Below are 25,563 nucleotides of genomic sequence, written 5' to 3' on the forward strand. Positions count from 1 at the left end.
CCGCCACGGCGGTCGCGGATCGGGGGCTCTGTCGTGTGCTGGTCAATCCCCGGCGATCGGCTGGTGACTATCCAGCAACTCATTTATTTTCGATCTTGCCGTCCGGAAGTAGAAGCGCGCGGCGAGGACGTCCGAATTCCGGGCCCAATCGGTCACGTCCACGCCTCATTCACGGGCTCCAGGTCTGTTTCTTTGGCGCGCCACCGGGACTGTATCCAGTTTTGTCAGAATTACATGCGTGATGTTTAAGAGTACGATTCCTAAGCTGGCAAACCTCGCCTAGACTTCTCGCATCGGCTGCTGACGAGTGTCCTCCCAGCCCGTCACTCGCCGGCGCGACAAGCGTTCGATGGCGAAACGAGGTTGTGACACATATGGATTCGCGGACTGTCGCTTTGATCCGTACCACGTTCAAGGCGGTTGCTGCGGAAGAGGGTGGGTCCGAGACACTGGCGAGGTCGTTCTACTCGATCCTGTTCACGGACTACCCCGGTGTCCGTGACTTCTTCCCAGCCGCCATGGATGCCCAGCGCGACCGCCTCGTCCATGCGATCTCCTACGCGCTGGACCGGCTGGAGGAACCCGACAAGCTGTTGCCGTTCCTCGCGCAGCTCGGGCGCGACCATCGCAAGTACGGCGTGCAACCGGCGCACTATGTGGCGGTGGCCAATTCGCTGAAGTCGGCGATCCGCGGGTGTGTGGGCGACGAGATGTGGACCGACGAGGTCGCCGCCGCCTGGGATGAGGGCCTGGCCAATATCAGCGGCGCGATGATCGGCGCCGCCGACAAGGAAACCAGTCCCGCCGCGTGGACCGCCACCGTCGTCGAGTGCCGCGAAGTGTTGCGCAACCTGTCGATCGTCCGGGTCCAGCTCGAACATCCGATGGAGTACGCGGCGGGCCAGTACGTCAGCGTGCAGGTGCCGTCGCGTCCGCGTATGTGGCGATACCTGTCACCCGCCAATCCCGCGAACAGCAACGGCGAGATCGAATTCCACATCCGCAGTGTGCTCGGCGGCTGGGTGAGTCCGGCGATCGTGTCGCACACCACCGTCGGTGACCAGTGGTTACTCGGCGCCCCCCTCGGCGGTCTGGGCGTACCGCGCAACACCAAGCGCAAGATGCTGATGATCGGCTGCGGCACCGGCATCGCCCCCCTGCGCGCCCAGATCATGGCGATGGCCCAGCGCCGGGTGAACCCGAAGGTCCACCTGTTCGTCGGCGGCCACCACCCCTGCGACCTCTACGACCTCCAGGTCCTGAGCCAACTGGCCGTCGCCAACAAGTGGCTCACCGTCACCCCCGTCACCGAACACGAAGAAAACCCCTGGTGGTACTACGATTCCGGCGAACCCCAGGTCGAACTCCCCGGCCTGGAACCCCGCATGACCGGCCAGATCGGCAAGGTCGTCGCCGCCTTCGGCCCCTGGGCCGACCGCGACGTCCAAATAGTCGGCTCCCCCTCCATGGTCCAAACCACCAAGTTCCGCCTCATGGCCGCAGGCACCCAAGCCAAATCGATCCGCCACGACCCACTGTTCTGAGCCGATCTCAGGTCGTGCGCGGACAGGTCTCGATCCGCAGCGACATCGCGGTCGAGGCAAGGCGGGCGAGCAGGTGCGGGTGGAAGTACATGGAAGGAAAGCTTCCCACTGACATTTCGGCTTGCACCAAGATTTCGCCGCCAGGACGGTCTTGCGAAGTCATCGGCCTGTCAGGCCATTCGTCCAGAAATGCGCTGACCGCATCTTCAGCGCACCAGCTCACGACCGTCCGATGGAAAGGCCCATCCGGATGCCCGGTCGATCCGGTTTGTATGACCGGAGTGGCAGGGTCTGGATCGTCGGTCGCCCCCGAGATGACATCCACATCCAAGGATAGTCCGGAAGCTGCCAGCAGCCTCAGCGCCGCAGCCGAAAGGGCGATGACCGGCCTGCCCTGCCCATCGGTGTCGACCGCGACGCTCAGACACCCGGACATCTCTCGCGCCGAGAGAATATGCCGCAATCGGTCACTGATCGGCGCGAGTTCGTCGAGGGCTCGGTCCACCTGCTCGCCGACGTGACCGGCGCCGGCAGCCGATTCGAGCACCCAACCATCGGAACGCCTACGCAGTTTGGGTGCAGGCCCTGCCTGTCCGGCTCGCCACTGATCGGTCGGCACTCGACATAGCGCCGCCGTGATCTCCTCGGGGTCGAAAGTGCCGGTCAGGCGCAGTGAAGCGGCAACCTCGAAAAGGGCGATGGTCAAGCACCTTCGGAGGTGATGTTGGCCGGGGGTGTCCCGCCGGCGACGAGGCGGTCGGTGGTGGTGGCGACCATGGCGGGGGAGCCGCAGATCAGGACCTGGTGTCGGTCGAAGGGGCCGTGGGCGGCGGCTACCTCGGCGAGGGTGCCGTGCAGCATTTCCGAGGGGGCGAAGCCGATGTCGACGCGGGTCTGTTCGTGCCATTCGTCGCGGATCGGCGGGTCGTCGGGGCTTTCGACCACGGGAATCACCGTGAGCCAGGGCAATTCACCCGACAGCAGGTACAGCATGTCGGCGGCGTAGAGGTCGCGTGGGCTGCGGCCGCCGAATAAGAGGTAGGTGCGTGGCGGGTTTTCGCGGCGGGCCAGGTCGAGGATCTGGGCGCGCATCGGTGCCAGTCCGGTGCCGCCCGCGATCATCACCACCTCGGTCGCGTCGGGGTCGACGGCGAACACGGTGTGCGGTGCGTTGATTCGCCATTGATCACCCGGCTGGGTGTCGGCCACGATCGACCCCGAGCACCATCCACCCGGCACCGTCCGCACATGGAATTCGAGTTTGCCGTCCAGCGAGGGCGGCAGCGCGGGCGACAACCGCCGCCGCACCCCCGGATGCTGCGGCACCTCCACCTCCACCGACCCGCCCGCGGTGAACGGGACGAAGTCACCGATCAACCGGATCACGGCCAGATCGTTGCGCAGCCGATGATGACCGACAACGGTCGCCGTCCAGGCCGGGTGGGGAAACTCGGTGCTCATCAGTCACTTTCGCGCGGTCAGCCGACGGGATCGGCCGCGATGATATCGGTCGGGGTGCCGGCCCGGATGAGGGCGCGGCGGGTGTCGTCGATCATCTTGGCGGATCCGGCGATCTGGATCTGCCGATCGGCCCAGGCGCCGAAACTGGTGACCACCGCGCCGAGATTCCCGGTGAGCCTGCGGTGCATGCCCGGCGGCGGCTCGGACGGGGTGGGCGGATACCACCACGGGTTCTCGGGCTCCTCGCACACCGGCACGATCGTGAGCCACGGATTCGATTGCGACAGCTGCCACATGTTGTTCACGTCGTACAGGTCGCCGGGGAAGCGTCCGCCGATGAAGAAGTGCACGCGCGGGTTGATACCGCGCTGACTCATCTCGATCAGCTGCGCGCGCAGCGGCGCGATGCCGGTGCCCGAGCCGATCATCAGCACGTCGCGCCCGGATTCACGGTCCACCTGCAGCCCGCCGAGCGGTCCGGCGATCTTCCACCGGTCGCCCACCTTGGTGTCGTTCACGATGGCCGGGCTCACCCAGCCGCCGCTCACCCGCCGCACATGGAATTCGATCTCGCCGTACGGGTTGGCGGGGATGGCGGGCGAGAGGTAGCGCCACATGTTCGGCCGCTGCGGCACCGCGATCGGCACGTACTGGCCCGCCTTGAACGGGATCGGGCTGTCGGCCTGCAGCCGTACGATCGCCAGATCGTCGAGCACGCGGCGATGACCGACCACCGTCGCGTCCCAGTACGGCTGCGATTTGTCCTGGTTGGCGCCGATCGCCATGGCCGCCGAGATCACGATGGTGACATCGCGCCAGCCCTCGTCGAGCTCCCGGTTCCAGCGGTTGCCGTGGTAGGTGCGCAGCGCACCGAGCAACGCGAGCCCCGCCATGTCGTAGTGGTCGGCCTCGACCCCGTACTTGCGGTGGTCGCGCGCCAATTGCTCGAGGAACCGCTGAGCGCGGTCGAAGTCGTCGAGATGTTCGAGGACGAACTGCACCGCCGTGGTCAGCCGCTTGGGCTGCATGTCCATGGTGGGCGGAAAGAGATCACGCAATCTTGGGTCCTGTGCGAACAGGTGCCCGTAAAAAGCCCTGGTCAGCCGCTCGGGGCCGCCCGGTGCCTCCATCACTCCGCGAAAATCGGCGCGGACCAGCGCAAGCGAACGCGCATCCACGTCGTCAAGCTCCCTTTCCTAGAATTGTTGCCCGGTGGCCCCGCCCCCACGGCGGGCGCCGTCTCAAGTATCCCCCGAAAACGCCAGCTCGGTGCAGGGATGCTCATCACGCCTCGCGGATCGTATGCCCAGCGTTGCCGCGCGTCCGCGAGTTCGCGTCATCGATATTGGTCGGTGATCTTCCGTAGTTCCTCGAGCGCCCCGCGCAGCGCGGTCGACCGTCGCGGCCCGAGGTGGGCGAGCCATTCCGACTCCACCTGGCGCGCCGCTCGATTCGCGACCTCCACGGCCCGTGTCCCTTTGTCCGACAGCCGCAGCAGGCGCGCGCGGCCGTCGCTGGGGTCGGGTTCGCGTCGCAGGTATCCGGCGCGCACCAGCTGGTCGACGAGTACCCCGGCGGTCTGCTTGGTGACCTGCGCCTGGGCGGCCAGGTCGGTCAGGCGCGACCCGTCCGGCCCGATCCGTGCGACCAGTCGGGCCTGGGCCTGGGTCAGGTCGTCGAAGCCGCCCTCGCTCAGCGCGTCGAGCACCCGCCGCTCCATCTCCCGGTACGGAATGAAGAGCAGAACTCCGAGATTGAGCTCGTCAGCGGGCATGACACTCCTTGATCAGGTCAGTGACACTGACTATATTAGTCAGAAAGGCTGACTACAAGGAGCCGAGCATGGACCCCGATCAGTACTGGCGAACCATCACCGACCAGCGCCGCGCCATCGCCGGGTTCCTGGCCGAGCTCACTCCGGCCGAACTCGACGCCCCCTCGCTGTGCGCGGGCTGGCGCGTCCGTGATGTCGCCGCGCACGTCGCGCTGGCACCCCGGCCGCCCGGCCCGCTCGCCATGCTGCGCGAGGCCGCCCGCGCCCGAGGCAGCTTCCACCGCCTCAACCACGACCTGGCCGTCCGCTACGCCGACGCCACCCCCGACATCGCCACCGCCCTCGCGAGCCTGGCCGATTCCCGCGCCCTGCCCGTGGTCACCAACTACCGCAACATCCACTTCGACGTGATCGTCCACGCCCAGGACATCGCCCGCCCGCTCTCGCGCACGATCGAAGTCGACGCGCAGGCGTGTGAGGTTGCCGCACAGCGTGTCTGGACGATGGGCTGGCCGTTCTGGGCCCGCCGCCGGCTACGCGGTGTGTCCCTCGTAGCCGACGACTCCGCATGGACCGTTGGTAGTGGTCCCGAAATCCGGGGCTCCACGCTGGATCTGCTCCTACTTCTCACCGGCAGACCGAGCGTGCTGCCCGCCCTGACGGGTGCGGGTGTGGAGTCGCTGACCGCACGATGAGCGACCGGCTGCTACCGGTTTGCCCGCCGCTCGGACCCGGTTCCGTGTCCGAGGCCCGTGCTAATCTCCCTGGTCAAAGCAGTGGACCGGCGAGAAGGGGTGGGGATGAACCGGGCGGGGATCGCGCTAGTGCTCGCAGGTCTGGTGGTTGTCGGGGCAGCCGGATGCGAGGAGGGGAAGTCGACGTCTTCGGGGACGACTACGACGGCCAAGCCGGTGCTGTGGAATCCGTGTACGGAGATTCCTGATGCGTTGTTGACGGAGGTCGGGGTCGACCCGGCGACCGAGGAAAAAGGCGTCGGCGGTGTTCCGCAATCGGGGTGGGAGATCTGTGCGTGGGATGCGCGTGAGTTCTCGCTCACCGTGTACACGACGAACAAGACGGTTGATCAGTTCGAACAGAAACCTGGCAACGTCGACTTTCGGGACGTAACCATCGCAGGCCGTTCGGGTCGTGAGTTCAAGGTCAGCGGTGCATCGAAGGACCTCGGCTGCGATGTGGTCTTTCCCGCGCAGCTCGGCGTCGTCCAGTTGCAGATCCTCAATTCGCCCCTCGAGTCCGGCCTCGACGACCCCTGCGAGTACCTGGCCCGCGCGGGCGAAGTGCTGGTTCCGATCTTTCCGAGCTGACCGGGAGGGCTCCGTGAGTGAGAACACCGCCTACAGCGCGTTGCTCGCCCAGGCGAAGGCCGGCGAGGTTTACCTCAACGACGAGGCTGCCGCCTTCCACATGTACAAAGCCTGCGATGATCGCCTGACTGTTCTTCGCGAAATTCTGGGCATTACCCGCCGAACGCAGAACGTGAGCGGTTTCGGCGACTTTCAGATCGGCAAGGATCTCGAGAAGAAGTTCCTCGTTCAGGCCACAGGCGATCCGAACTCGATCGATGCCGTGGTCATGAAGGACATCGAAGCCGTGCAGCAACTTCGCGAAGTCTTCGCCATTTCCTTCAAACGCCTCACCAGCACCGACATCGAAAATGCCAACGCCATGGACTACATCTCCGAGCAGGTGACCCCATGACCGGCATGCAGAGCATCAACGGCTTCGACCTCTACGGCAAACTGCGCGACCTCGTCTCCTTCTCCGGCGACGACGGCGAACTCGACAGTTCCGAAATCGCCGACATCCAGGACGAATACAACGACCAGCGCGCAGTAACCCGGCAGAAGGCATGCCAGCTCGGTTTCGACGGCGAATTCCGCCCGCGAACGGTGGTCGAGAACAACCTGTTCGCCGGTACCGTCGCCGAGCTTCGCGCCAAGGTCGACAAGATCGATCTCGATGCCGTCAACGATCTGATCGGCGCGTGGACCGAGATCTCCACCCGCAACGCCACTTCCCTCGACGAGTTCCGAAAGCAGATTTCGCGTGGGATGTCGCCCGATGTCTGGTCGGGTTCGGCCGCGAATGCCGCCGCGCAGACCGTCGCGGCCTACGACGCCACGGGCAAACGGGTCACCACCGCGGCCGCCCTCACCAGCAACAAGCTGGTCGAGCTGCGAACCGGCCTCGAGCCGACGAAACGTCTGGTGCCCCATCAACCCGAGCACCGCAGCGGCGTCGACAACTTCACCGGCCTGTTCACCGGCCGAGCATGGCGCGATGACGATGTGGCGGAAGAGAATGCGCGGGTCGAGGCGGTGCGTGTACTCCAAACCGTCTACGCGCCGGTGATTTACGAGTCCGACACGAATGTTCCGGTCATTCCGGTCCCCAAGGCTGTGGACAATGCTGGGGATCCCGAAATCCCCGGTGGCGGTGGACGTCCCGCCGATCTGGACTCGCCGGCCGGTCAGCCCGCAGCGACACCGGGCACGCCCGCGGCCGTCACCCCGACGACCGACCCCGGCGAAACGCCCGGCGAAACGCCCGGCGACACCTCCGCCGACGACGATGACCAGAATTCTTCCGAGGACGACACCCCACAGACCACCGATCCCTCGTCGACTACCCCGGCCTCGACGACTCCCGCCGCGACCACCCCGCAGTCGACAACGTCGGGATCTCCCGGAAATCCGAGCAGCACAGGCCTTCCCGGTGGCGGAGGTTCCCCGGGCTCAGGCGTGCCGGGCAGCGGTTCCCCCGGCGCCAGTTCGCCGGGGGCGGGTGCGGCGGTACCCGGCAACCCCGCGTCGGCCGGCGCAGGGGCGAACCGTGGCGGCGGAGCGGGCGCTGCGGGCCGCTCCGGGATGCCCGGCATGATGGGCCCGGGCGCGGGACGTGGCGGCGGCAAGGACGACGAGTCGACCAAGGGCATCCCCGACTACCTCGTCACGCAGGAGAACGGCGAGGAGCTCACCGGTCTGGACAGCCTGCCCAAGATGGTCCCGCCCGTCATCGGCGCCGACTGAGTGCCGATCTCGATGGAACAGAGTAGATTTCCCGTGCGCACCTGGCATCTCACCGCCCTCGACTTCCGCACCCTGTGGGAAGCCGCGGGGCGCGACGTCCTCCCGTACCCCTTACAGCACCAGTACACCGACGTCGAGACCTACGCCGAGGTCCTGCGCCTGCGTCGCAAGGCCGCCGAGAACCTGATGGCCGAATTCGACTCCGACCTCGACCGCGCCATGGCCGCCCTGCTCGCGCCCCACGCCCGCGTCGAGGTGGCGGGCGCCTCCCGCGGCGTGCGAACCATCCGCGCCCACGGCGGCACCCGCGACACCTACGCCTCCCTCGCGGTCCAGGCCCCCGGCGACACCCGCAACCCCGGCGACATCACCCTGCACCTGATGACGCCCAACACCCTGGCCGCCGCCGTCCTCTCTACCCTCCCCAAGGTCTCACCCGGCCGCGGCCGCGAAATCCGAGTCACCGCAGCCGAACTCGCGGCCCCCCGCCCCCACACCCGCGACCGCTGGAACCCCACCCCCCGAGAACAACTCGAATCCTTCCTCGCCAAACCCACCGACACCCTCACCCACATCGGCGTCTACGCCCACGCCAGCGTCGACAACCGCCACACCGAAGGCCGCGACGACTTCCAGCTCCACGACCTCCCCGGCGACGGCCGCTACGTCTTCTACGGCGAAACCACCTTCACCGTAAAACCCACCACCCCCACCCGAATCCACAAAACCCTCACCGAAATCCTTTACACCACCGCCACCAAAGCCCGCACCGGCACCCAACTCCCTAATTGACCCCGTCCCGTCTCAGACGAACTGACCATCCTCGGCCTACAACTCGGAGTCCGACCACGACTTCATCGTGGTGCGCGAGGCGAACATACGGCTGATGCAGGCCTGGCCTTTTCAGGCGAAACAGCGAACGGTCGCAGATCATCGGTAGATATCGCGGCGATGTTCAACATCGTGAATGACCACTAGCCGATGGGTATCGTCGATCCGGTAAATGATTCGGTAGGTGCCCCGGCGAGCGCTGTGCAGCCCGGTGTAGGGCTCATGTAGCGCCTTGCCGACCCGCCACGGATTTGCCGCCAGGTCACCGTTGATCAACTCCCACGCCGCTGCTGCCACTGGTTCGGGGAGCTTCATCGAGAGCGCCCGCCGCGCTGCCGGGGTGTACTGAATACGGTAGCTGTCAGCCACGGCCCAAGCGCTCATTCATGATCGCCGTCATTTCCTCGTGGGAGGTGAGGTTTCCAGCGGCATCATCAGCGGCGGCCTGCGCGAGTTCTTCACGAAGCGGTTGGTTGGCGAGTATGGCCATGGTCTCCTGAATGGATTCCCACTCGCTCACGCCGACCAAGACCGCTCGGGCGCGACCATTGCGAGTGAGGGTGAAGTGATCGTGCTCCCGGTCGGCTTTGTCAGCCAGTTCGGTCAGTCGTGTCTTGGCTTCGCTGATGGGGATCGTGTCCATAAGCGTTATTCTATCAGAGTTGGTCAAAATTTCAACCAATTTGAACGCCGCGAGCGCGGCTGTGCGATACCTTCAGATTGCCAGGACGGTCTTTCCGCGTGCACTACCCGCGCCGAGTACGGCGGGAGCGGTTTCCAGCGGCACCGTCATCTGGACCGGGACCACCACATCCCCTGCCGCCACGCGCCCGAGCAAACGGCTCAGTTCGGGACCGCGTCCTTTGGATTCGAAGTTGCCGCCGGTGACGCCGCGCTCGGTCAGTGCCTGTTCGTTGGCAGCCCAGACGGTGGAGTAGGCGTGGCCGCCGCGGCGGACGAGGGTGGCGTGGTCGGCGAAGGCCGGGGCGGTGCTGACCAGGTCGAACAGGACGTCGATGCCGTCGGGGTGGGTGGCGCGCACGGCGTCGACGATGTTCGAGTCGACCTGGGTGGACGGGTCGTGCGGGTCGGGGCGGGCCTGGGTGTAGTCGACGGTTTCGGCGGCGCCGAGGCGGGCGACCTGGTCGGTGGCGTCGGCGCGGGCGGTCGCGATCACGTGGGCGCCCGCGATATTGGCCAGCTGTACAAGGAAGGAACCGACACCGCCGGTGGCGCCGACGATCAGCACGGTCTGGCCGGGCTGGATGTGGGCGGCGTCGACCAGGTCCTGGGCGGTGAGCCCGGCGATGGGCAGGGCGGCGGCGGCGACCGTGGTGATGCCGTCGGGGATCTTCACCAGTGTGGCGTCTTCGGGGACCGTCGCGTACTGGGCCCAGCTGCCATGGCCTGCGGGGGCGGTCAGGAATTTGCCGACCACCTTGTCGCCAACGGCGAACGAGGTGACGCCCGACCCGACCGCCGACACGGTGCCCGCGCCGTCCACGCCGAGGATCATCGGGAAGTCGGTCGGCATTTTTCCTTCGAGCAGCCCGTCGGCCATCTTCAGGTCGAACGGGTTGACCCCCGCGGCGTCCAAGGCCACCTGCACTTCACCCGGACCGGGTTCGGGCACCGGCATATCGGCGAGTTCGGGCGTGGCACCGAACTTGTGAACCACGATGGCGCGCATGGTCGACAACTCCTCGTATCGGGGGTGAGCCAGGCACCGCAATCCTAGGCTGAGGGGGCTCCGACATGCGGCGTAGCGTGAGGCGGCGTGGCGAACCGGCGAGAAAAGATTAAGTTGAGCGGAACAGACTCAAGTTTGCCGACGTTGAACAAGTCGATACCGGAATTACCCCGAGGAGACCAGTGGACTCGTTCAATCCCACCACCAAGACCCAGGCGGCCCTGACGGCCGCCCTGCAGGCCGCGTCGGCGGCGGGCAACCCGGAGATCCGTCCGGCGCACTTGCTGGTGGCGTTGCTTGATCAAACCGATGGCATCGCCGCCCCGCTGCTCAAGGCCATCGGTGTCGACCCCGCGACCGTCGAACGGGAAGCGGGCGACCTCGTCGACCGGCTGCCGCGCGCCACCGGCGCCACGACCACACCTCAGCTCGGCCGCGAGGCGCTGGCCGCGATCACGGCCGCGCAACGGCTGGCCACCGAGCTCGGCGACGAGTTCGTCTCCACCGAGAACCTGCTGGTCGGCCTGGCCGACGGCAGCGGCGAGGTGGCCGAGCTGCTGCGCAGACACGGCGCCACCCCCGAGGCGTTGCGTGACGCCTTCACCACGGTGCGCGGCAGCGCGCGGGTCACCAATCCCGACCCCGAAGCCTCCTACCAGGCACTCGAGAAGTACTCGACCGACCTCACCGAGGCCGCCCGCACCGGCAAGCTCGACCCGGTGATCGGCCGCGACACCGAGATCCGCCGTGTGGTGCAAGTACTTTCGCGACGCACCAAGAACAACCCGGTGCTCATCGGCGAACCGGGCGTCGGCAAGACCGCCATCGTCGAGGGCCTCGCCAAGCGCATCGTCGACGGTGACGTGCCGGAGTCGTTGCGCGGCAAGAAGGTCGTCTCGCTCGACCTCGGCGCGATGGTCGCGGGCGCGAAGTATCGCGGCGAGTTCGAGGAGCGGCTCAAGGCCGTGCTCGACGACATCAAGAACAGCGCGGGCGAGATCATCACCTTCATCGACGAGCTGCACACCATCGTCGGCGCCGGCAGCACCGGCGACTCGTCGATGGACGCGGGCAACATGATCAAGCCGCTGCTCGCGCGCGGTGAGCTGCGCCTGGTCGGCGCGACGACGCTCGACGAGTACCGCAAGTACATCGAGAAGGACGCCGCGCTGGAACGCCGGTTCCAGCAGGTGCTGGTCGGCGAGCCGACGGTGGCCGACACCATCGGCATCCTGCGCGGCATCAAGGAACGCTACGAGGTGCACCACGGTGTGCGGATCACCGACTCCGCGCTGGTGGCGGCCGCGACGCTGTCGGACCGCTACATCACCTCCCGCTTCCTGCCGGACAAGGCGATCGACCTGATCGACGAGTCGGCGTCGCGGCTGCGCATGGAAATCGACTCGCGCCCGGTCGAAATCGACGAGGTGGAGCGCGCGGTGCGGCGCCTCGAGATCGAGGAGGTCGCGCTCGAGAAGGAAACCGACGAGGCGTCCAAGCAGCGCCTGGAGAAATTGCGCCAGGAACTGGCCGACGACCGCGAGAAGCTCAACCAGCTCACCACCCGCTGGCAGAACGAGAAGAACGCCATCGACTCGGTGCGCGGGCTCAAGGAGGAGCTCGAGCGCCTGCGCGGCGAATCCGAACGCGCCGAACGCGACGGTGATCTCGGCAAGGCCGCCGAGCTGCGCTACGGCCGCATCCCGGCGCTGGAGAAGCAGCTGGCCGCGGCCGAAGAGGCCAGCGGTGCCGCCGCGAGCGGTGAGGTGATGCTCAACGAGGAGGTCACCCCGGACGACATCGCCGATGTGGTCTCGTCGTGGACCGGTGTGCCGGTGGGGCGGATGCTCGAGGGCGAGACCGCCAAGCTGCTGCGCATGGAGACCGAGCTCGCCGGGCGGGTCGTCGGGCAGCAGGAGGCTGTGCAGGCGGTGTCCGACGCGGTGCGCCGCTCGCGTGCGGGCGTGGCCGACCCGAACCGGCCGACGGGCTCGTTCATGTTCGTCGGGCCGACCGGTGTCGGTAAGACCGAGCTGGCCAAGTCGCTGGCGGAGTTCCTGTTCGCCGACGAACGCGCCATGGTCCGCATCGATATGAGCGAGTACAGCGAGAAGCACTCGGTGGCCCGCCTGGTCGGTGCGCCTCCCGGTTACGTCGGGTACGACCAGGGCGGTCAGCTCACCGAAGCGGTGCGCAGGCGGCCGTATTCGGTGGTGCTGTTCGACGAGATCGAGAAGGCACACCCGGACGTGTTCGACATCCTGCTGCAGGTGCTCGACGAGGGCAGGCTCACCGACAGCCAGGGCCGTACGGTTGATTTCCGCAACACCATCCTCATCCTCACCTCCAACCTCGGTGCCGGTGGCACCAAGGACCAGGTGATGGACGCGGTGCGCCGAGCGTTCAAGCCGGAGTTCCTCAACCGGCTCGACGACGTGGTGATGTTCCACGCGCTCGACGCGAAACAGCTGGAGTCGATCGTCGACATCAACCTGCGCCAGCTGCAGAAGCGGTTGTCGCAGCGCAGGCTCACCCTCGATGTCACCGAGGAGGCCAAGCAGTGGCTCGCGGTGCGCGGTTACGACCCCGCCTACGGCGCGCGCCCGCTGCGCAGGCTGATCCAGCAGGCCATCGGCGACAGCCTGGCCAAGGAGCTGCTCTCCGGCACGGTCACCGATGGTGACACGGTGTCGGTGAGTGTGGACGACGCCGCCGACAAGCTGGTCGTCGGACGCGAAGTTGTCCACAGTTCATGATTTATCCACAGCCCGGTGCGTAGGACCCTCTCTACGCGCCGGGCTGACCTACGCTGGGGACATGACGAATCCGAACGATCCGTGGGGACAACGCCCGGAGGATTCGCCGACGGAACGGCTGGGTTCGCCAGGGAACGAAACCACACGGCCGTACGGCGGTGGGTTCGACGAGTGGGGACAACCGTCGAACCCCACCCAGGCGCTACCGCCGCACGACGCTCAATGGGGACCGTATGAAAGTGGTTATCCCGCAGAGCAACCCGCGCCCCAACCGGCCTACGGGCAGGGTTACCCGCCCGCCCCGCCGCCGGGCTACGGGCCGCAACAGCAGCCCGAATATCCACCGCGCCCACAGGACGGCGACCAGGAACCGCCGAAGAAGCACACCGGCCTGTGGATCGCGCTCGGCTTGGCCGTCGTGGCACTCATCGCCTTCGGCGGCATCCTGGCCGGTCTGATGCTCACCGGTGGCGACGGTTCCGACAACGACACCGCCGCCGCACCACCCACCACCCAGACCCTGCAACCACCGACCAGGCAAACCACCCCGACCCCGCCGCCGAGTGCGAGCGGCCTGCCCGGCTTACCCGGTCTCGGTGGCACCGAAGACCTCGGCGCCACCATGGGCAGCATCACCGCCAACACCGGTTCCGAGATCACCATGAGCACCCTCGGCGGGTCGAGTGTGCGGGTGTTGATCGACGAGGCCACGCAGGTGATCTCGCTGAGCACCACCAAGGCGAGCGAACTTCCGGTCGGTGACATGGTTATGGTGCAGGGCGACAAGAACCCAGACGGGTCGATCCGCGCCAAGATCATCATCAGCACGGCGCTCCCGAGCGGCCCCCGATGAGCGACCCGCGCGTCGAATCCCCGGTGCTACCGGGCAATCACGGCGACGGCTGGATAGGCTAGGCGACGATGACGGCTATGTGGTTCGGCTTGGCGGCGATCGCACTCGTTGGTGCGGTCGTACTGCTGTATTTCGATCGGGTCCAGCGACAGCGCACCGGACACGCCCGCCAGGTGTGGGCGAAGTCCCAGGGCTATACCTATGTGTCGGTGGAGCCCGCCCTCGCCTCGACGTGGCGGCGTGGCGCGCTGACCAAGCTCGGGTACCTGTCCGCGGTCGACGTGGTCTCCGGTATCCGTAAGGGCGAGAAGTTCGTGCTCTTCGACCTGGAAGACGCCGCCACCCTGGTGGCCGTGCGCCGCCAGATCGGGTCCGAGATCGATGTCGACATGCGGCTCAAGACCGCGTCGCCGCCCAAGGATCACGACCTGGAACTGCTCGGCGCCATCGGCGACCGGGTTGTGTTCGCCACCGACCCCGAGATCGCCCGGCATGCCGTCGACCAGCGGATGGTCGGCTTCATCGAATCCCTGTCCGACACTGTGCAGATGCTGTGGAGCGAGGGCAACTGGACCCTCGGCATGCTCCCGGTCGGCAGCGGGTCCAAGGACTGGGAGACCGCGATCGACGCTGTGCTCCGCCTGTCGGGTCTGCTGCATGTGCTGCCGCCGGTGGCCGAGCCGAACGAATACACCCGTCCCCGTTCGGGAATCGGCGAACCGTCGCCCGACGGTTTCCGCGACGAGTACGACGACGACTACGCTCCGGCCGCCCGCGTGCCCGATACCGACGGTCGCGCCCGCTTCCCCGGTCCCGACGACGAAGCCGATGTCGACGACCACTACGGCCGCGCCGCCGAACCGCTGTTCCCCGCGCGTCCCGCCCAGGCACCCGACGACGACTACGACCGTTTGCCGCCGCGCAAACCCGCCTTCGCGGCCGACCCGGATTTCGATCCCGACCTCGACGACCCGGATTTCGAGGACCAGCCCGCACCCGGCCGCCGTCCGCTCGGCGAACCGCCGAAGCGCCCGTCGCTCGCCGTCGTCCCGGAACCGCGCCCGCGCGTGGAGCCGCCGCGTCCGCGCACGGAGGAACCGCGTCCGCGCGTAGAAGAACGTGCCGACGACGATTCCGACCAGCCCGGCGGCCCCTTCCACCCCGGCTTCCGCCCCTACCAGGGCCCCGTCCCGAAGTGATCCCGATGCCGTGACACGGCAACATCCGTCGACCCGAATCGACCAGCTATGACCGATATCCCCGCGCGCCTGCCCGGTGCGTCCCGACCCGTCGCCCTGATCACCGGCCCCACCTCCGGCATCGGCCTCGGCTTCGCCCACCGCCTCGCCGCCCTCGGCTACGACCTGGTGCTCGTCGCCAGGAACGAGGTGCGGTTGCGTGGCCTGGCCGACGAACTCGGCCGCCGGTACGCCACCTCCGCCGAGGTCCTCGTCGCCGACCTGGCCGATGACGACGACCGCGCCCGCGTCGCCGAACGTGCCGAGGCCGGCCTCCAATTCCTGGTCAACAACGCCGGTTTCGCGCACTCGGGGGAGTTCTGGACCCTCGAGCCCGCCGAGCTGCAGGCCCAGCTCGATGTGAACGTCACCTCGGTCGTGCAGCTCACCAGGGCCGCGCTGCCCGCGATGATCGCGGCCGCGTCCGGTTCGATCGTCAATGTGGCCAGCGTGGCGGGACTCGTCCCCGGCCGCGGGTCCACCTATTCGGCGTCGAAGGCTTATGTCGTCGCCTTCACCGAAGGTCTGGCGGGTGGGCTGTCGGGCACCGGTGTGCGCATCCAGGCCCTGTGCCCCGGATTCGTGCACACCGAGTTCCACGAGCGAGCCGGCATCGAGATGAGTTCGCTGCCCAAGGCGCTGTGGCTCGAGGTGGACCAGGTGGTCGACGGCTGCCTGCACGACCTGGAAGCTGGCCGGGTCATCAGTGTTCCCGGCCTGCAGTACAAGGTCATCACCACGGTGGCGGGGATGGTTCCGCGCACCCTCATCACGCGGCTCAATCGCGGCCTGTTCAACGCACGCGGCAGGACCTAGGGCATGGCGTGGGCCCCGGCGGCGGCAGCGTAGCGTAATCGCGCAGGGCCCACGCAGATGACCGAAAGGAAACCGCATGATCGACCAGGCACGTCAGGCGCTCACCGAAGCCGATCGCGACCAGTTGGCCGCGCTCGTGCGCGAGCTCGCGGTCGTGCACGGCAAGGTGACACTGTCCTCGGGCAAGGAGGCCGACTACTACGTCGACCTGCGCCGCGCGACGCTGCACCACCAGGCCGCCCCGCTGATCGGGTCGCTGCTGCGTGAGCTGGTCGCCGACTGGGACTTCGACGCCGTCGGCGGGCTCACCATGGGCGCCGATCCCGTCGCGATGGCCGTCATGCACGCGCCCGGTCGCCCGATCGATGCCTTCGTCGTCCGCAAGGCCGCCAAGGCCCACGGCATGCAGCGCCAGATCGAAGGCCCCAATGTCGTCGGCAAGCGCGTGCTGGTGGTCGAGGACACCACAACCACCGGCAATTCGCCGCTCACCGCCGTGCGCGCGCTGCGTGACGCGGGCGCCATCGTGGTGGGTGTGGCCACCGTCGTGGACCGCGAAACCGGCGCTGACCAGGTGATCGCCGCCGAGGGGCTGGAATACCGGTCCATCCTCGGTCTCGACGACTTGGCTCTGAGTTAGCCTGAACGTCAGAAAATTCGGATGGCGACGAAGCCGTCCGGCAGTGAGAAGGACGTGTGAGTCACCCGTGGTGAGCATTGCAATCAACAAAGGTCGCGACAATGTCGCGATGCTCGGGATCGGTGCGTACCGCCCGCAGCGCATCGTCAGCAATGCCGAGGTGTGTGAGGTTCTCGACTCGACGCCAGACTGGATCTACGAACGCACCGGCATCCACAACCGGCGCTGGATCAGCGGCGACGAGACCATCCGCTCGATCGCGGCGGCCGCGGGCGAGCGCGCGCTGAAGAACAGCCCGGTCGACCGCGCCAAGATCGGCGCGGTCCTGCTGTGCACCTCGAGCTGGCTCAAGCTCACTCCGCACGGTGCGCCATCGGTGGCCTACGACCTCGGCCTCAACGGTGTGGCCGCGTTCGACCTCACCTCCGGCTGCGGCGGTTTCGGCTACGGCCTCGGCGTCGCCGCCGACCTGATCCGCGCCGGTTCGGCCGAATACGTGTTGGTGATCGGCGCCGAGACCATGACCGTCGGTCTCGACCCGACCGACCGCGGCACCGCGATGATCTTCGGTGACGGCGCGGGCGCCGTCGTCGTCGGCCCGGCCGAGGAGAACGGCATCTCGCCGACGGTGTGGGGCAGCGACGGCGAGAACGCCGAGGCCATCGCCCAGGACGTCGACTTCCTCGCCTACATGAACAAGGCCCAGGCCATGCAGGGCACCGACCCCGAGGTGGAGCCGATCGGCCGCATGTCGCTGCACATGGAGGGCCCCAAGGTCTTCCGGTGGGCCGCGGTCACCCTGCCGCGCGCCCTGTCGGCGGCGCTCGACGCCTCCGGTGTGGCCAAGGAGGACATCGAGGTGTTCATCCCGCATCAGGCCAATGCCCGCATCAACGAGCTGATGAAGAAGAACCTCGGCCTCGCCGAGAACATCCCGATGGCCAACGACATCGAGAACACCGGCAACACCTCGGCCGCCTCGATCCCGCTGGCCATGGAGGAGATGCTGGTGACCGGCAAGGCCAAGGGTGGTCAGCTGGCGCTGCTGCTCGGCTTCGGCGCGGGACTGAGCTACGCGGGCCAGGTCGTCACCCTGCCGCCCGCCCCGAAGGAACCGAGCTTCTGACGATGCGTCCGTTGCGCGCGGGCTATCTCGCGGCGGCGGCGGTCACCGTTTTCGGTGCCGTCACCGGCCGCGAACGCCTGCAATGGGTGGCCAAGCCGCTGCTGATGCCGTTGCTCGCGGCCGACGCGGTGACCGGCGGCGCCGTTGACCCGGCCGAGCGCCGGATTTTGCTCGGCTCGCTGGCCGCCGCCACCGTGGGCGACGTCCTGCTCATCGACCCGGACGACGACCGCCGCCTCATCGCGGGCGCGTCGTCGTTCGCGGTGATGCAGACGGGCTACTCGCTGCTGTGGTGGCGCCGGGGCGCCCGCCCGCGCCCCGAGATCGCGGCGCCCCGCCTGCTCGCCTGGGTGGGCGCGGCCGGTCTGCTGCGCGCCAAGGCGCCGATGCTGGCGCTACCGCTCACCGCGTACGGCGCGACTCTCGGAACCGCCGCCACCCTCGCCTCGGACCCGGCCTTGGCTCCAGACGCGAAAAACGTTGCTGGGCTGAACATCCCGAACGAGGACCCGCGCAGCCGCTACGGCTTGGGCGCGCTGCTGTTCACCGTCTCCGACGGCCTGATCGTCCTGCGCCGCCTCTTCGCGAAGTCCGAAAGATCCCGCCGCCTCACCGAGGGCGTCATTCTCGCGACTTATGCGGCGGCCCAGTACCACCTCACCGTCGCACCGCCGACAGCCGCCGACCCGCTGGTCAGCTCACCGCGAGGAACGTCAGGATGGTCGCACCGATCCGGATGATGTCACCATCGCCCAGCAAAGCCCCACTGTCGATGGGCAATTCGTTCACATAGACACCGTTGGCCGAATGCAGATCCTTGATCAGCAGACCGGCGCGGCTCGGCATGATGTGGGCGTGGTAGCGGCTCGCCTTGGGGTCGTCGAGGACCAGTTCGTTGTCGGTCATGCGCCCGATTCGCAAGCCGCCGTGCGGAATCGGGATGGTGCGGCCGTCGGCGAAGCGCAGGTTGCCGTTGCGGATCGAGCGCGGCACCTCGGTGACGGTCTCCGTCATCGCCGCCGCGACCTGCTCGGATCGCTTGAACGCCTGCACATTCAGGGGTTCCTGGCGAAGAACACGCTGCTCGAGTTCGATCAGCGCCGCGCCCGGGTCGATGCCGAGCTCCTCGGCGAGGACGGTACGCACCCGGCGGCACGCCTCGAGCGCGTCGGCCTGACGACCCGACAGGTACAGCGCGGTGATGAGCTGACCCCACAGCGGTTCACGCAGCGGGTTCTCGTTGGTCATGGTGACCAACTCACCGATCACCGAAGACGAACGCCCACAGGCGATTTCGGCATCGATGCGGGCCGAGGCGGCGAGCAGCCGCTCCTCGTTCATCGCGGTGGCGAAACCGTCGGCGAACTGCAGGCCGGCCAGATCGGCCAGTGCGCGCCCCGACCACTCCCGCAGCGCCGCGCCGAACAGGTTGGCCGCACCGGGATGGTCACCGGCGTCGAGGCAGCGCGAACCGGCCTCGCGCGCGTTCTCGAAACGGCCGAGATCGCAAGCGGTGTCGGGGATTTCGAGCCGATACCCGGCGCCCTCGGTGCGCAGCACCTGTGCGGAATCGATCCCGGCGTTGCGCAGCGCCTTGCGGATATTGGAGACGAACACCTGCAGGCTCGCCGCGTACGAGTCGGGCGGATCCTCGTTCCACACCATCTCGGCGAGCACAGCCGACGACACCGCGCGCCGCCGGTTGACGGTTAGCGCGGCAAGCAGCGCGCGCGGCTTGGGCCCGCCGACCGCCACCGGCTCACCGCCGACGAGCAGTCGAACGGGCCCGAGCACACGGACATCAAGACTCATGAGCTCGGGCCCCGTTTGTTCGATACTTCGATCAGGAACCGCTGACGGAGCGACCGGCCGACTTGAGGTCGTTGCAGGCCTCGAGCACGCGCGCGGCCATCGAGGACTCGGCCTTCTTCAGGTAGCTGCGCGGGTCGTAGGTCTTCTTGTTGCCGACCTCGCCGTCGATCTTGAGCACACCGTCGTAGTTGGTGAACATGTGCCCGGCGACGGGGCGGGTGAAGGCGTACTGGGTGTCGGTGTCGACGTTCATCTTCACCACGCCGTAACGCAGGGAGTCCTCGATCTCGGACTTCAGCGAGCCCGAACCGCCGTGGAACACGAAGTCGAACGGCTGCGCGTCCGCGCCGAGGCCGAGCTTGGCGGCCGCGACGCGCTGACCCTCGGCCAGCACCTCGGGCTTGAGCACCACGTTGCCCGGCTTGTACACACCGTGCACGTTGCCGAAGGTGGCGGCGAGCAGGTACTTGCCGTTCTCACCGGCGCCGAGCGCGTCGATGGTCTTCTCGAAGTCCTCGGGCGAGGTGTAGAGCTTGTCGTTGATCTCGGCCTCGACACCGTCCTCTTCACCGCCGACGACGCCGATCTCGACCTCGAGGATGATGTTGGCGGCCTTCGAGAGCTTGAGCAGCTCCTTGGCGATCTCGAGGTTCTCGTCGATCGGGATGGCCGAGCCGTCCCACATGTGCGACTGGAACAGCGGGTTCAGGCCGTTGTTCACGCGCTCCTGGGAGATGGCGAGCAGCGGACGCACGTAGGTGTCCAGCTTGTCCTTGGGGCAGTGGTCGGTGTGCAGCGCGATCGTCACGTCGTACTTCGCGGCGACCACGTGCGCGAACTCGGCCAGCGCCACCGCGCCGGTGACCATGTCCTTCACACCCTGGCCCGAAGCGAACTCGGCGCCGCCGGTGGAGAACTGGATGATGCCGTCGCTCCCGGCCTCCGCGAAGCCCTTGATGGCGGCGTTGATCGTCTCCGACGAAGTGCAGTTGATAGCCGGGAATGCGAACGAGTGCGCCTTGGCCCGGCCGAGCATCTCGGCGTAGACCTCCGGAGTCGCGATAGGCACAGCAGTGACCTCCGTCTGTGGGGAGCAAAAAACCAATTCTGTCAGGCCACACCCTAGGTTAGGAAGTGATCGATGAGTTCACCGGCTGGTTTCCGCCAGGTCGCCCACACCCATTCACTTCACAGCCGCGACCGGTACTGTGGGCCCCGTGACTTTGCTGGCGGTTTCCGATGTGATGACGCACAACCTCGCGTTGACCCAGTTGCTGGACCCGATGTATCTGCTCCAGGACACGTGGCTGAAGAACGCGGTGCTACCCGCCATCCTGGCGATTGTCTTCATCGAGACCGGTCTGCTGTTCCCGTTGCTGCCCGGTGACTCGCTGCTGTTCACCGGTGGCATGCTGGCCGCGCAGGGCAGCCCGAACATCTGGGTGCTCGTCCCGCTGGTGATCGTCACCGCGTTCGCGGGCGACCAGTGCGCGTACTGGATCGGGCGAAAAATCGGGCCGGCGATCTTCCGCAAGGAGGACAGCCGCTTCTTCAAGAAGCAGTACGTCGTCGAGACCCACGAGTTCTTCGAGAAGCACGGCCCCAAGACGATCATCCTGGCCAGGTTCGTGCCGATCGTCCGCACGTTCATGCCGGTGCTCGCCGGTGTGTCGAAGATGAGCTACCGCAAGTACGTGGCGTTCGACATCGTCGGCGCCGTGCTGTGGGGCGGCGGCGTGACGATCATCGGTTACTTCCTCGGCAATGTGCCCTTCATTCGCGACCATGTGGAAGCGATCTTCCTGCTGATCGTGTTCGTCTCGATCCTGCCCGCCATCATCACAGTCGGTAAGAAGGTGCTCGCGCGCCGCGCTCTGCCCGTGGTGCCTGTGGTGCCCGCCGAGCCTGCCGAGCTGGCCGTCTCGACGAACAAGACGCTCTGATCGACGTGACAGCGGGACCATCCACCTACGCCGTCGGCAGCTTCGATCCGCTGGTCTCGGCCGGGCCCGCTGTGGTCTGCACGGTCGTGCTGGTGTTCGTGTTCCTGGAATGCGCGTTCATCATCGGGCTGTTCCTGCCCGGCGATTCGATGCTGATCACCGCGGGTATCGTGCTCGCCTCCCACGCCAACGGCGAAGCGCAGGTGTGGGGGCTGTCCGTCGGCACCATGCTGGCGGCGATCGCCGGGAACCAGGTGGGGTACCTGGTCGGCCAACGCACCGGCCATCGTGTGGTCGCGCGCAAGAACGGCCGCTACATCAATACCGAGAACCTGGCGAAGGTGACGCATCTGCTGGAACGGCACGGGTTCTTCGCGGTGATGATCGCCCGCTGGATCCCGTGGGTGCGCACGCTGTGCCCGATGGTCGCGGGCGCGGCCGGGATGGATCACCGCAAGTACACGATCGCCAGCACCATCGGTGCGATCATCTGGGCGCCGGTGCTGCTGCTCATCGGCTATTACGCGGGTGAGTTCCTCGAGCGGGTGTCGTGGTTGATGCCCGCGGTGATCGGCACCCTCGTCGTCGGTCTGATCATCGGCACGGTGATCGGCATCCGGCACTACCGCCAGGAAATGGCCAAGCCCGCCGAGGACTACGAAGTCGAGTGCGAGGCGAGCGTCGGCGAGCGCTAGAGGCCCGCGGCACTCACCTGGTAGGCGGCTTCCATCAGCATCCACCCCGACAGCTGCACCGACAGGTCGCGTTCGGGAACCACCGACGCGGTCACCGAACCGCCCGCGGTGAACTTGCCCGCGCCCGCCGAACCGCCCGGCAGGCGGGCCGGTTTGCTCCAGTCGTAGCCGAACAGCGGTTCGCCTTCCACGTCGAGGCGGTTGCTCCAGGCGGCGGTGGCCGAGGTCTTCACGATGGCCGCGGCGATGCGGCGCGCGGCCTCGGGTCGTTTGCCTTCGCCCGGCAGCATCAGCGCGACGACGGCCAGATAGCGGGCGAGGATGCCGTTGAACAGGCCGCCGTCGCCCCCGCCGCCGCCGGAGATCACCAGCCGGTGGGTCATGTGGTCTTCCACCGCGTCGACCAGGTCGACGGCGCGGTCGATGTGGCGGTCGTCGTCGGTGTGCACCGCCAGCTCGGCCTCCAGGCCGAGCACCACACCCTGGCAGTAGGTGAACGTCGGCCGTTCGATCTCGCCGGAGGGCAGGTGGATGCCGTCGAGGACGAGACCGGTCTGCGGGTCGCGCAGGGTGTCGTGCAGCCAGTCGGCCATCTGTTGTGCGCGTTCGACCTGGCCCAGTCGCAGCAGTGCGATGCCCGCGGGGCCGTTCGCCGGTGCGTTGTAGAAATCGGACCGCACCCGCCACGGGATGCCGCCGCCGACACCCGGGTTCCATGCGCTGTAGAGCTGCTGTTCCAGGGCTAGCAGACCGCCGCGCGCGGCGCTGAGTTCCTGGGTGCGTTCGGCGCGTTCGAGTGCGATGGCCAGCCAGGCCATGTCGTCGTAGTAGCGGTTGGTCCAGCCGGTGATGTTGCGCATGCGGTGCGAGCGCGCGATGGCGGCGATGCGCCTGCGCCGGGCCGGTGTCGGTACCCGGTTCGCGGCGTCGATCGCGCAGTCGAGCAGATGCGCCTGCCACCAGTAGTGCCAGCTGCCGAACAGGCGCTCACGGCGGGTGGCCGGCCAGCCGACGACGCCCAATTCCGTTCCGGGACAACCCCACAGGGCGCGCAGGTGGCGCGAGATGATGGCCGATTCGGCCATGTCGGCACGTTCGGACCACAGCGCAGGGGTCGGTATGGATCCGGTATCAGTCGGCTGCGGGCGCCGGCCCCCACGCGAGGTCATGGGGTCCATGTTGCCAGGTCGGTGTGCATGCGGGGCAAGGAAATTGTGGTCTGTGGCGACCGGTGTGGCGTGGCAGACCTGATGTGACCCGCGGGATTCAGGTGATCGGCCAGGCCAGCGACAGATCCGCGTGCTGACGGATCCAGGTGTGCATGGCGATGCCCGCCGCGACCCCCGCGTTGATGCTGCGGGTCGAACCGAACTGGGAAATCGAAACCGTGAGGGCGGCAGCGTCTTTCGCGTCGTCGCTTACGCCGGGTCCCTCCTGGCCGAACAGCAGGAGGCAGTCGCGTGGCAACTGGGCGGTTTCGAGCGGCACCGAGCCGGGCACATTGTCGACGGCCACCACGGTGAGTCCTTCGCGGGTGGCGTAGTCGCGCAGCTCGGTCAGGTCGGCGTGGTGGACGAGGTGCTGGTAGCGGTCGGTGACCATGGCGCCGCGCCGGTTCCAGCGGCGCCGGCCGACGATGTGCACCGCGGCGGCGGCGAAGGCGTTGGCGGTGCGGACCACGGTCCCGATATTGGCGTCGTGACCGAAGTTCTCGATGGCCACGTGGAACGGGAAGCGGCGGGCGTCGATGTCGGCGACGATCGCCTCGCGCTTCCAGTAGCGGTAGGCGTCGACCACATTGCGGCGGTCGCCCTCGGCGAGCAGCACCGGGTCGTAGCGCTCGTCGGTGGGGGCGGGCGTGCCGTACTCCTGCTCCCACGGGCCGAGGCCGTGTGGATGTTCACCCCACTCGGTTGGTCCCGCGACGTCGGCCTCTGGTTCGATCACCCGCAGGATGCTAGCTCAGTAGGTGGATGTGTCCGCCGACGCACCGATCACCATGAGCACCACCGCGAGCACGAGGAACAGCAGCACGATGCCGAGCATCGCGGAGCCGATGATGCCCATGATGTAGCCCGCGTACACCTGCGAACGGCCGCCGATCGTGCCGTTGGACGCGTCGATCTCGGCCAGCGCCGACTTGGCCTTCAGCCACGCGAACGGCGCGGTGAGACCGCAGAACGACACCCCGATCACCCCGAGCACCAGCACGAGGGTCGACTCCGGATGGTCCGGCGGACGGTAGTAGCCCTGCGGCGGCAGCGGGTAACTCATAGGCCGCATGGTAGCCGGGGCATCAGCCCTGCTCGGTCATCATCGGGGGATCCGGCTCCGGGGTGGGCAGCGCGACCAGGGGGCTGCCTCGGCGCAGGGTGCGCTGCCAGCGCAGCGGATCGTAGGCGGCCGGTTCGGTTTCCTCGATGAACTGCCGGATGAGCGTCACGAAGCGGTCCGGATCGAAGTGGTGCGGGAAATGGCCTGCGCCGGTGAAAATTTCGATGCGGCTGCCGGGGAAGGCGCGATGCGCGCGGGTGGCGTGTCCGGAGGGGATGACGGTGTCGCGCGTGCCGCCGATGACCAGGGTGGGCAGGTGGGCGGCGAGATAGCCGCGATCGAGCATGGTGATGGTCTGCCCGCGCCGGTCGGCTGCCGCGCGGATGGTACGGAGGAAGGCGTTGCGTGCGCCCGATTCGGCCAGGCCGCCGTAGAGGCGGAGCACATATTCGGCGTCAGGTCCGAGGCCGAGCCCGCCGACCGCCGTGACCAGCGGGATCACGGCACGCACCGCCGTGCGCACCGGCCAGCTGGTGGCGGCCATCAGCGCGGGCCCGGCGCCCGCGATCGTGGCCAGCCGGAACGCCGGGTGCACGCCCGCGCCCATGCCGGCCGGGCACACCAGCGCGATCCGCTCCACCTTCTCCGGGAACTGGTAGGCGAACTGCATGGCGATACCGCCGCCGAGCGAGTGCCCGACCACGGTGGCCCGTTCGATGCCGAGCACGCTGAGCAGATCGCGCATGCCGTTGGCATAGGCGGCCACCGCGTAATCGGCGCGCGGCTTGGCGGATTCACCGTGCCCGAGCAGGTCGGGTGCGATCACGGTGTGGTGCTCGGCGAGCGCGTCGAAGACGGGCGCCCAGGTTCCGGAGCTGTCGGTGATGCCGTGAATGAGCAGCACCGGCGGACCTGTCCCGGCCATCCGATACGCACGCCGATACCCGTGCACCTCGATGAACCGCACATTCCCGTTCATCAACGAAGCGTGCGCGCGGGGTGTTGCGGCACGACAACACGCAGGTAAGCGACATGTGACACCGCGTATCAGCTACGCGGT

General features: G+C 67.6%; 28 protein-coding genes. 15 read left to right on the forward strand and 13 right to left on the reverse strand.

Going from position 1 to position 25,563, the window contains the following annotated elements; genetic code table 11:
• Positions 1-374 precede the first annotated feature (374 nt).
• Entirely contained in the window at positions 375-1,544 is a 1,170-nt protein-coding gene (locus NI2_RS00085) for a globin domain-containing protein (protein WP_067484274.1), read from the forward strand.
• A 7-nt stretch (positions 1,545-1,551) separates the two neighbouring features.
• Here NI2_RS00085 and NI2_RS32685 read toward each other — a convergent pair whose 3' ends face one another.
• From NI2_RS32685 to NI2_RS00105, 4 genes are all read right to left on the reverse strand, one after another.
• Positions 1,552-2,250: a DUF4279 domain-containing protein gene (locus NI2_RS32685; RefSeq protein WP_166655737.1), complete on the reverse strand. Its 699-nt coding sequence runs from the start codon at positions 2,248-2,250 to the stop codon at positions 1,552-1,554.
• Positions 2,247-3,005 (reverse strand): FAD-binding oxidoreductase, encoded by a 759-nt coding sequence (locus tag NI2_RS00095; RefSeq protein WP_067484280.1) that lies wholly within the window; start codon positions 3,003-3,005, stop codon positions 2,247-2,249. Before NI2_RS00095 ends, NI2_RS32685 begins: the two co-directional genes overlap by 4 nt.
• 17 nt (positions 3,006-3,022) lie before the next feature.
• On the reverse strand, positions 3,023-4,183 hold the full coding sequence (locus NI2_RS00100; protein ID WP_067484283.1) for an FAD-binding oxidoreductase: 1,161 nt from the start codon (positions 4,181-4,183) through the stop codon (positions 3,023-3,025).
• A gap of 158 nt (positions 4,184-4,341) precedes the next feature.
• Entirely contained in the window at positions 4,342-4,779 is a 438-nt protein-coding gene (locus NI2_RS00105) for a MarR family winged helix-turn-helix transcriptional regulator (protein ID WP_067484286.1), read from the reverse strand.
• Between the two features lie 68 nt (positions 4,780-4,847).
• Here NI2_RS00105 and NI2_RS00110 point away from each other — a divergent pair, with 68 nt between their 5' ends.
• The 5 genes from NI2_RS00110 to NI2_RS00130 all read left to right on the forward strand — a co-directional run bounded on the left by NI2_RS00110 (position 4,848) and on the right by NI2_RS00130 (position 8,621).
• Complete coding sequence (locus NI2_RS00110; protein WP_067484289.1) at positions 4,848-5,474, forward strand: maleylpyruvate isomerase family mycothiol-dependent enzyme; 627 nt, start codon at positions 4,848-4,850, stop codon at positions 5,472-5,474.
• A 105-nt stretch (positions 5,475-5,579) separates the two neighbouring features.
• Positions 5,580-6,104 (forward strand): DUF3558 domain-containing protein, encoded by a 525-nt coding sequence (locus NI2_RS00115; RefSeq protein WP_084475762.1) that lies wholly within the window; start codon positions 5,580-5,582, stop codon positions 6,102-6,104.
• Positions 6,105-6,117: 13 nt separating this feature from the next.
• A complete protein-coding gene (locus NI2_RS00120; protein ID WP_067484296.1) occupies positions 6,118-6,498 on the forward strand; it encodes a hypothetical protein in 381 nt (126 codons plus the stop codon).
• Positions 6,495-7,829: a hypothetical protein gene (locus tag NI2_RS00125; protein WP_067484299.1), complete on the forward strand. Its 1,335-nt coding sequence runs from the start codon at positions 6,495-6,497 to the stop codon at positions 7,827-7,829. The genes NI2_RS00120 and NI2_RS00125 overlap by 4 nt, the downstream gene beginning before the upstream one ends.
• Before the next feature lie 33 nt (positions 7,830-7,862).
• Positions 7,863-8,621 (forward strand): ESX secretion-associated protein EspG, encoded by a 759-nt coding sequence (locus NI2_RS00130; RefSeq protein WP_067484302.1) that lies wholly within the window; start codon positions 7,863-7,865, stop codon positions 8,619-8,621.
• 138 nt (positions 8,622-8,759) lie between these two features.
• Here NI2_RS00130 and NI2_RS00135 read toward each other — a convergent pair whose 3' ends face one another.
• The 3 genes from NI2_RS00135 to NI2_RS00145 all read right to left on the reverse strand — a co-directional run bounded on the left by NI2_RS00135 (position 8,760) and on the right by NI2_RS00145 (position 10,350).
• Entirely contained in the window at positions 8,760-9,029 is a 270-nt protein-coding gene (locus tag NI2_RS00135) for a type II toxin-antitoxin system RelE family toxin (RefSeq protein WP_243749773.1), read from the reverse strand.
• The gene (locus NI2_RS00140; protein WP_067484308.1) at positions 9,022-9,303 is read right to left on the reverse strand and encodes a type II toxin-antitoxin system Phd/YefM family antitoxin; all 282 of its coding nucleotides are present in this window, start codon (positions 9,301-9,303) and stop codon (positions 9,022-9,024) included. The genes NI2_RS00135 and NI2_RS00140 overlap by 8 nt, the downstream gene beginning before the upstream one ends.
• Positions 9,304-9,375: 72 nt before the next feature.
• Complete coding sequence (locus NI2_RS00145; protein WP_067484310.1) at positions 9,376-10,350, reverse strand: NADP-dependent oxidoreductase; 975 nt, start codon at positions 10,348-10,350, stop codon at positions 9,376-9,378.
• A gap of 182 nt (positions 10,351-10,532) precedes the next feature.
• Between NI2_RS00145 and clpB the strand changes: the two genes are divergently transcribed.
• The 7 genes from clpB to NI2_RS00180 all read left to right on the forward strand — a co-directional run bounded on the left by clpB (position 10,533) and on the right by NI2_RS00180 (position 18,519).
• Complete coding sequence (gene clpB, locus NI2_RS00150) at positions 10,533-13,106, forward strand: ATP-dependent chaperone ClpB (RefSeq protein ID WP_067484312.1); 2,574 nt, start codon at positions 10,533-10,535, stop codon at positions 13,104-13,106.
• A 61-nt stretch (positions 13,107-13,167) separates the two neighbouring features.
• Positions 13,168-13,959 carry a DUF5666 domain-containing protein gene (locus NI2_RS00155; protein WP_067484314.1) on the forward strand — a complete coding sequence of 264 codons (792 nt, stop codon included), beginning with the start codon at positions 13,168-13,170 and terminating at the stop codon, positions 13,957-13,959.
• 68 nt (positions 13,960-14,027) lie between these two features.
• On the forward strand, positions 14,028-15,158 hold the full coding sequence (locus tag NI2_RS00160; protein WP_243749772.1) for a TtfA family protein: 1,131 nt from the start codon (positions 14,028-14,030) through the stop codon (positions 15,156-15,158).
• Between the two features lie 48 nt (positions 15,159-15,206).
• On the forward strand, positions 15,207-16,013 hold the full coding sequence (locus NI2_RS00165) for an SDR family NAD(P)-dependent oxidoreductase (protein ID WP_067484317.1): 807 nt from the start codon (positions 15,207-15,209) through the stop codon (positions 16,011-16,013).
• Positions 16,014-16,089: 76 nt separating this feature from the next.
• Positions 16,090-16,653, forward strand: a complete 564-nt coding sequence (gene pyrE / locus NI2_RS00170) for an orotate phosphoribosyltransferase (protein ID WP_067484319.1) — start codon at positions 16,090-16,092, stop codon at positions 16,651-16,653.
• 67 nt (positions 16,654-16,720) lie between these two features.
• The gene (locus NI2_RS00175; protein ID WP_067484322.1) at positions 16,721-17,779 is read left to right on the forward strand and encodes a beta-ketoacyl-ACP synthase 3; all 1,059 of its coding nucleotides are present in this window, start codon (positions 16,721-16,723) and stop codon (positions 17,777-17,779) included.
• 2 nt (positions 17,780-17,781) lie between these two features.
• Positions 17,782-18,519, forward strand: a complete 738-nt coding sequence (locus NI2_RS00180) for a lysoplasmalogenase (RefSeq protein ID WP_067484325.1) — start codon at positions 17,782-17,784, stop codon at positions 18,517-18,519.
• On the opposite strand, the gene NI2_RS00185 is transcribed toward NI2_RS00180, so the two are convergent.
• Positions 18,473-19,591: a BTAD domain-containing putative transcriptional regulator gene (locus tag NI2_RS00185; RefSeq protein ID WP_067484327.1), complete on the reverse strand. Its 1,119-nt coding sequence runs from the start codon at positions 19,589-19,591 to the stop codon at positions 18,473-18,475. The genes NI2_RS00180 and NI2_RS00185 overlap by 47 nt on opposite strands.
• A gap of 31 nt (positions 19,592-19,622) precedes the next feature.
• Positions 19,623-20,660 (reverse strand): class II fructose-bisphosphate aldolase, encoded by a 1,038-nt coding sequence (gene fbaA, locus NI2_RS00190; RefSeq protein ID WP_067484330.1) that lies wholly within the window; start codon positions 20,658-20,660, stop codon positions 19,623-19,625.
• 172 nt (positions 20,661-20,832) lie between these two features.
• Between fbaA and NI2_RS00195 the strand changes: the two genes are divergently transcribed.
• Both NI2_RS00195 and NI2_RS00200 read left to right on the forward strand, forming a co-directional pair.
• A complete protein-coding gene (locus tag NI2_RS00195) occupies positions 20,833-21,534 on the forward strand; it encodes a DedA family protein (RefSeq protein WP_371851925.1) in 702 nt (233 codons plus the stop codon).
• Between the two features lie 5 nt (positions 21,535-21,539).
• Positions 21,540-22,229 (forward strand): DedA family protein, encoded by a 690-nt coding sequence (locus NI2_RS00200; protein WP_067484333.1) that lies wholly within the window; start codon positions 21,540-21,542, stop codon positions 22,227-22,229.
• Here the strand turns inward: NI2_RS00200 and NI2_RS00205 are convergent.
• The 4 genes from NI2_RS00205 to NI2_RS00220 form a co-directional block, all read right to left on the reverse strand.
• The gene (locus tag NI2_RS00205; RefSeq protein ID WP_067484336.1) at positions 22,226-23,314 is read right to left on the reverse strand and encodes a glycoside hydrolase family 76 protein; all 1,089 of its coding nucleotides are present in this window, start codon (positions 23,312-23,314) and stop codon (positions 22,226-22,228) included. The two genes, NI2_RS00200 and NI2_RS00205, sit on opposite strands and share 4 nt — an antisense overlap.
• 181 nt (positions 23,315-23,495) lie before the next feature.
• Positions 23,496-24,176 (reverse strand): TrmH family RNA methyltransferase, encoded by a 681-nt coding sequence (locus tag NI2_RS00210; RefSeq protein ID WP_243749771.1) that lies wholly within the window; start codon positions 24,174-24,176, stop codon positions 23,496-23,498.
• A gap of 15 nt (positions 24,177-24,191) precedes the next feature.
• A complete protein-coding gene (locus NI2_RS00215) occupies positions 24,192-24,503 on the reverse strand; it encodes a DUF4190 domain-containing protein (RefSeq protein WP_067484345.1) in 312 nt (103 codons plus the stop codon).
• Positions 24,504-24,525: 22 nt separating this feature from the next.
• On the reverse strand, positions 24,526-25,482 hold the full coding sequence (locus tag NI2_RS00220; protein ID WP_067484348.1) for an alpha/beta fold hydrolase: 957 nt from the start codon (positions 25,480-25,482) through the stop codon (positions 24,526-24,528).
• Positions 25,483-25,563: the final 81 nt, after the last annotated feature.

This window comes from Nocardia ignorata NBRC 108230 (assembly GCF_001612905.1).
In the GTDB taxonomy this organism is placed as follows: Bacteria; Actinomycetota; Actinomycetes; order Mycobacteriales; family Mycobacteriaceae; genus Nocardia; species Nocardia ignorata.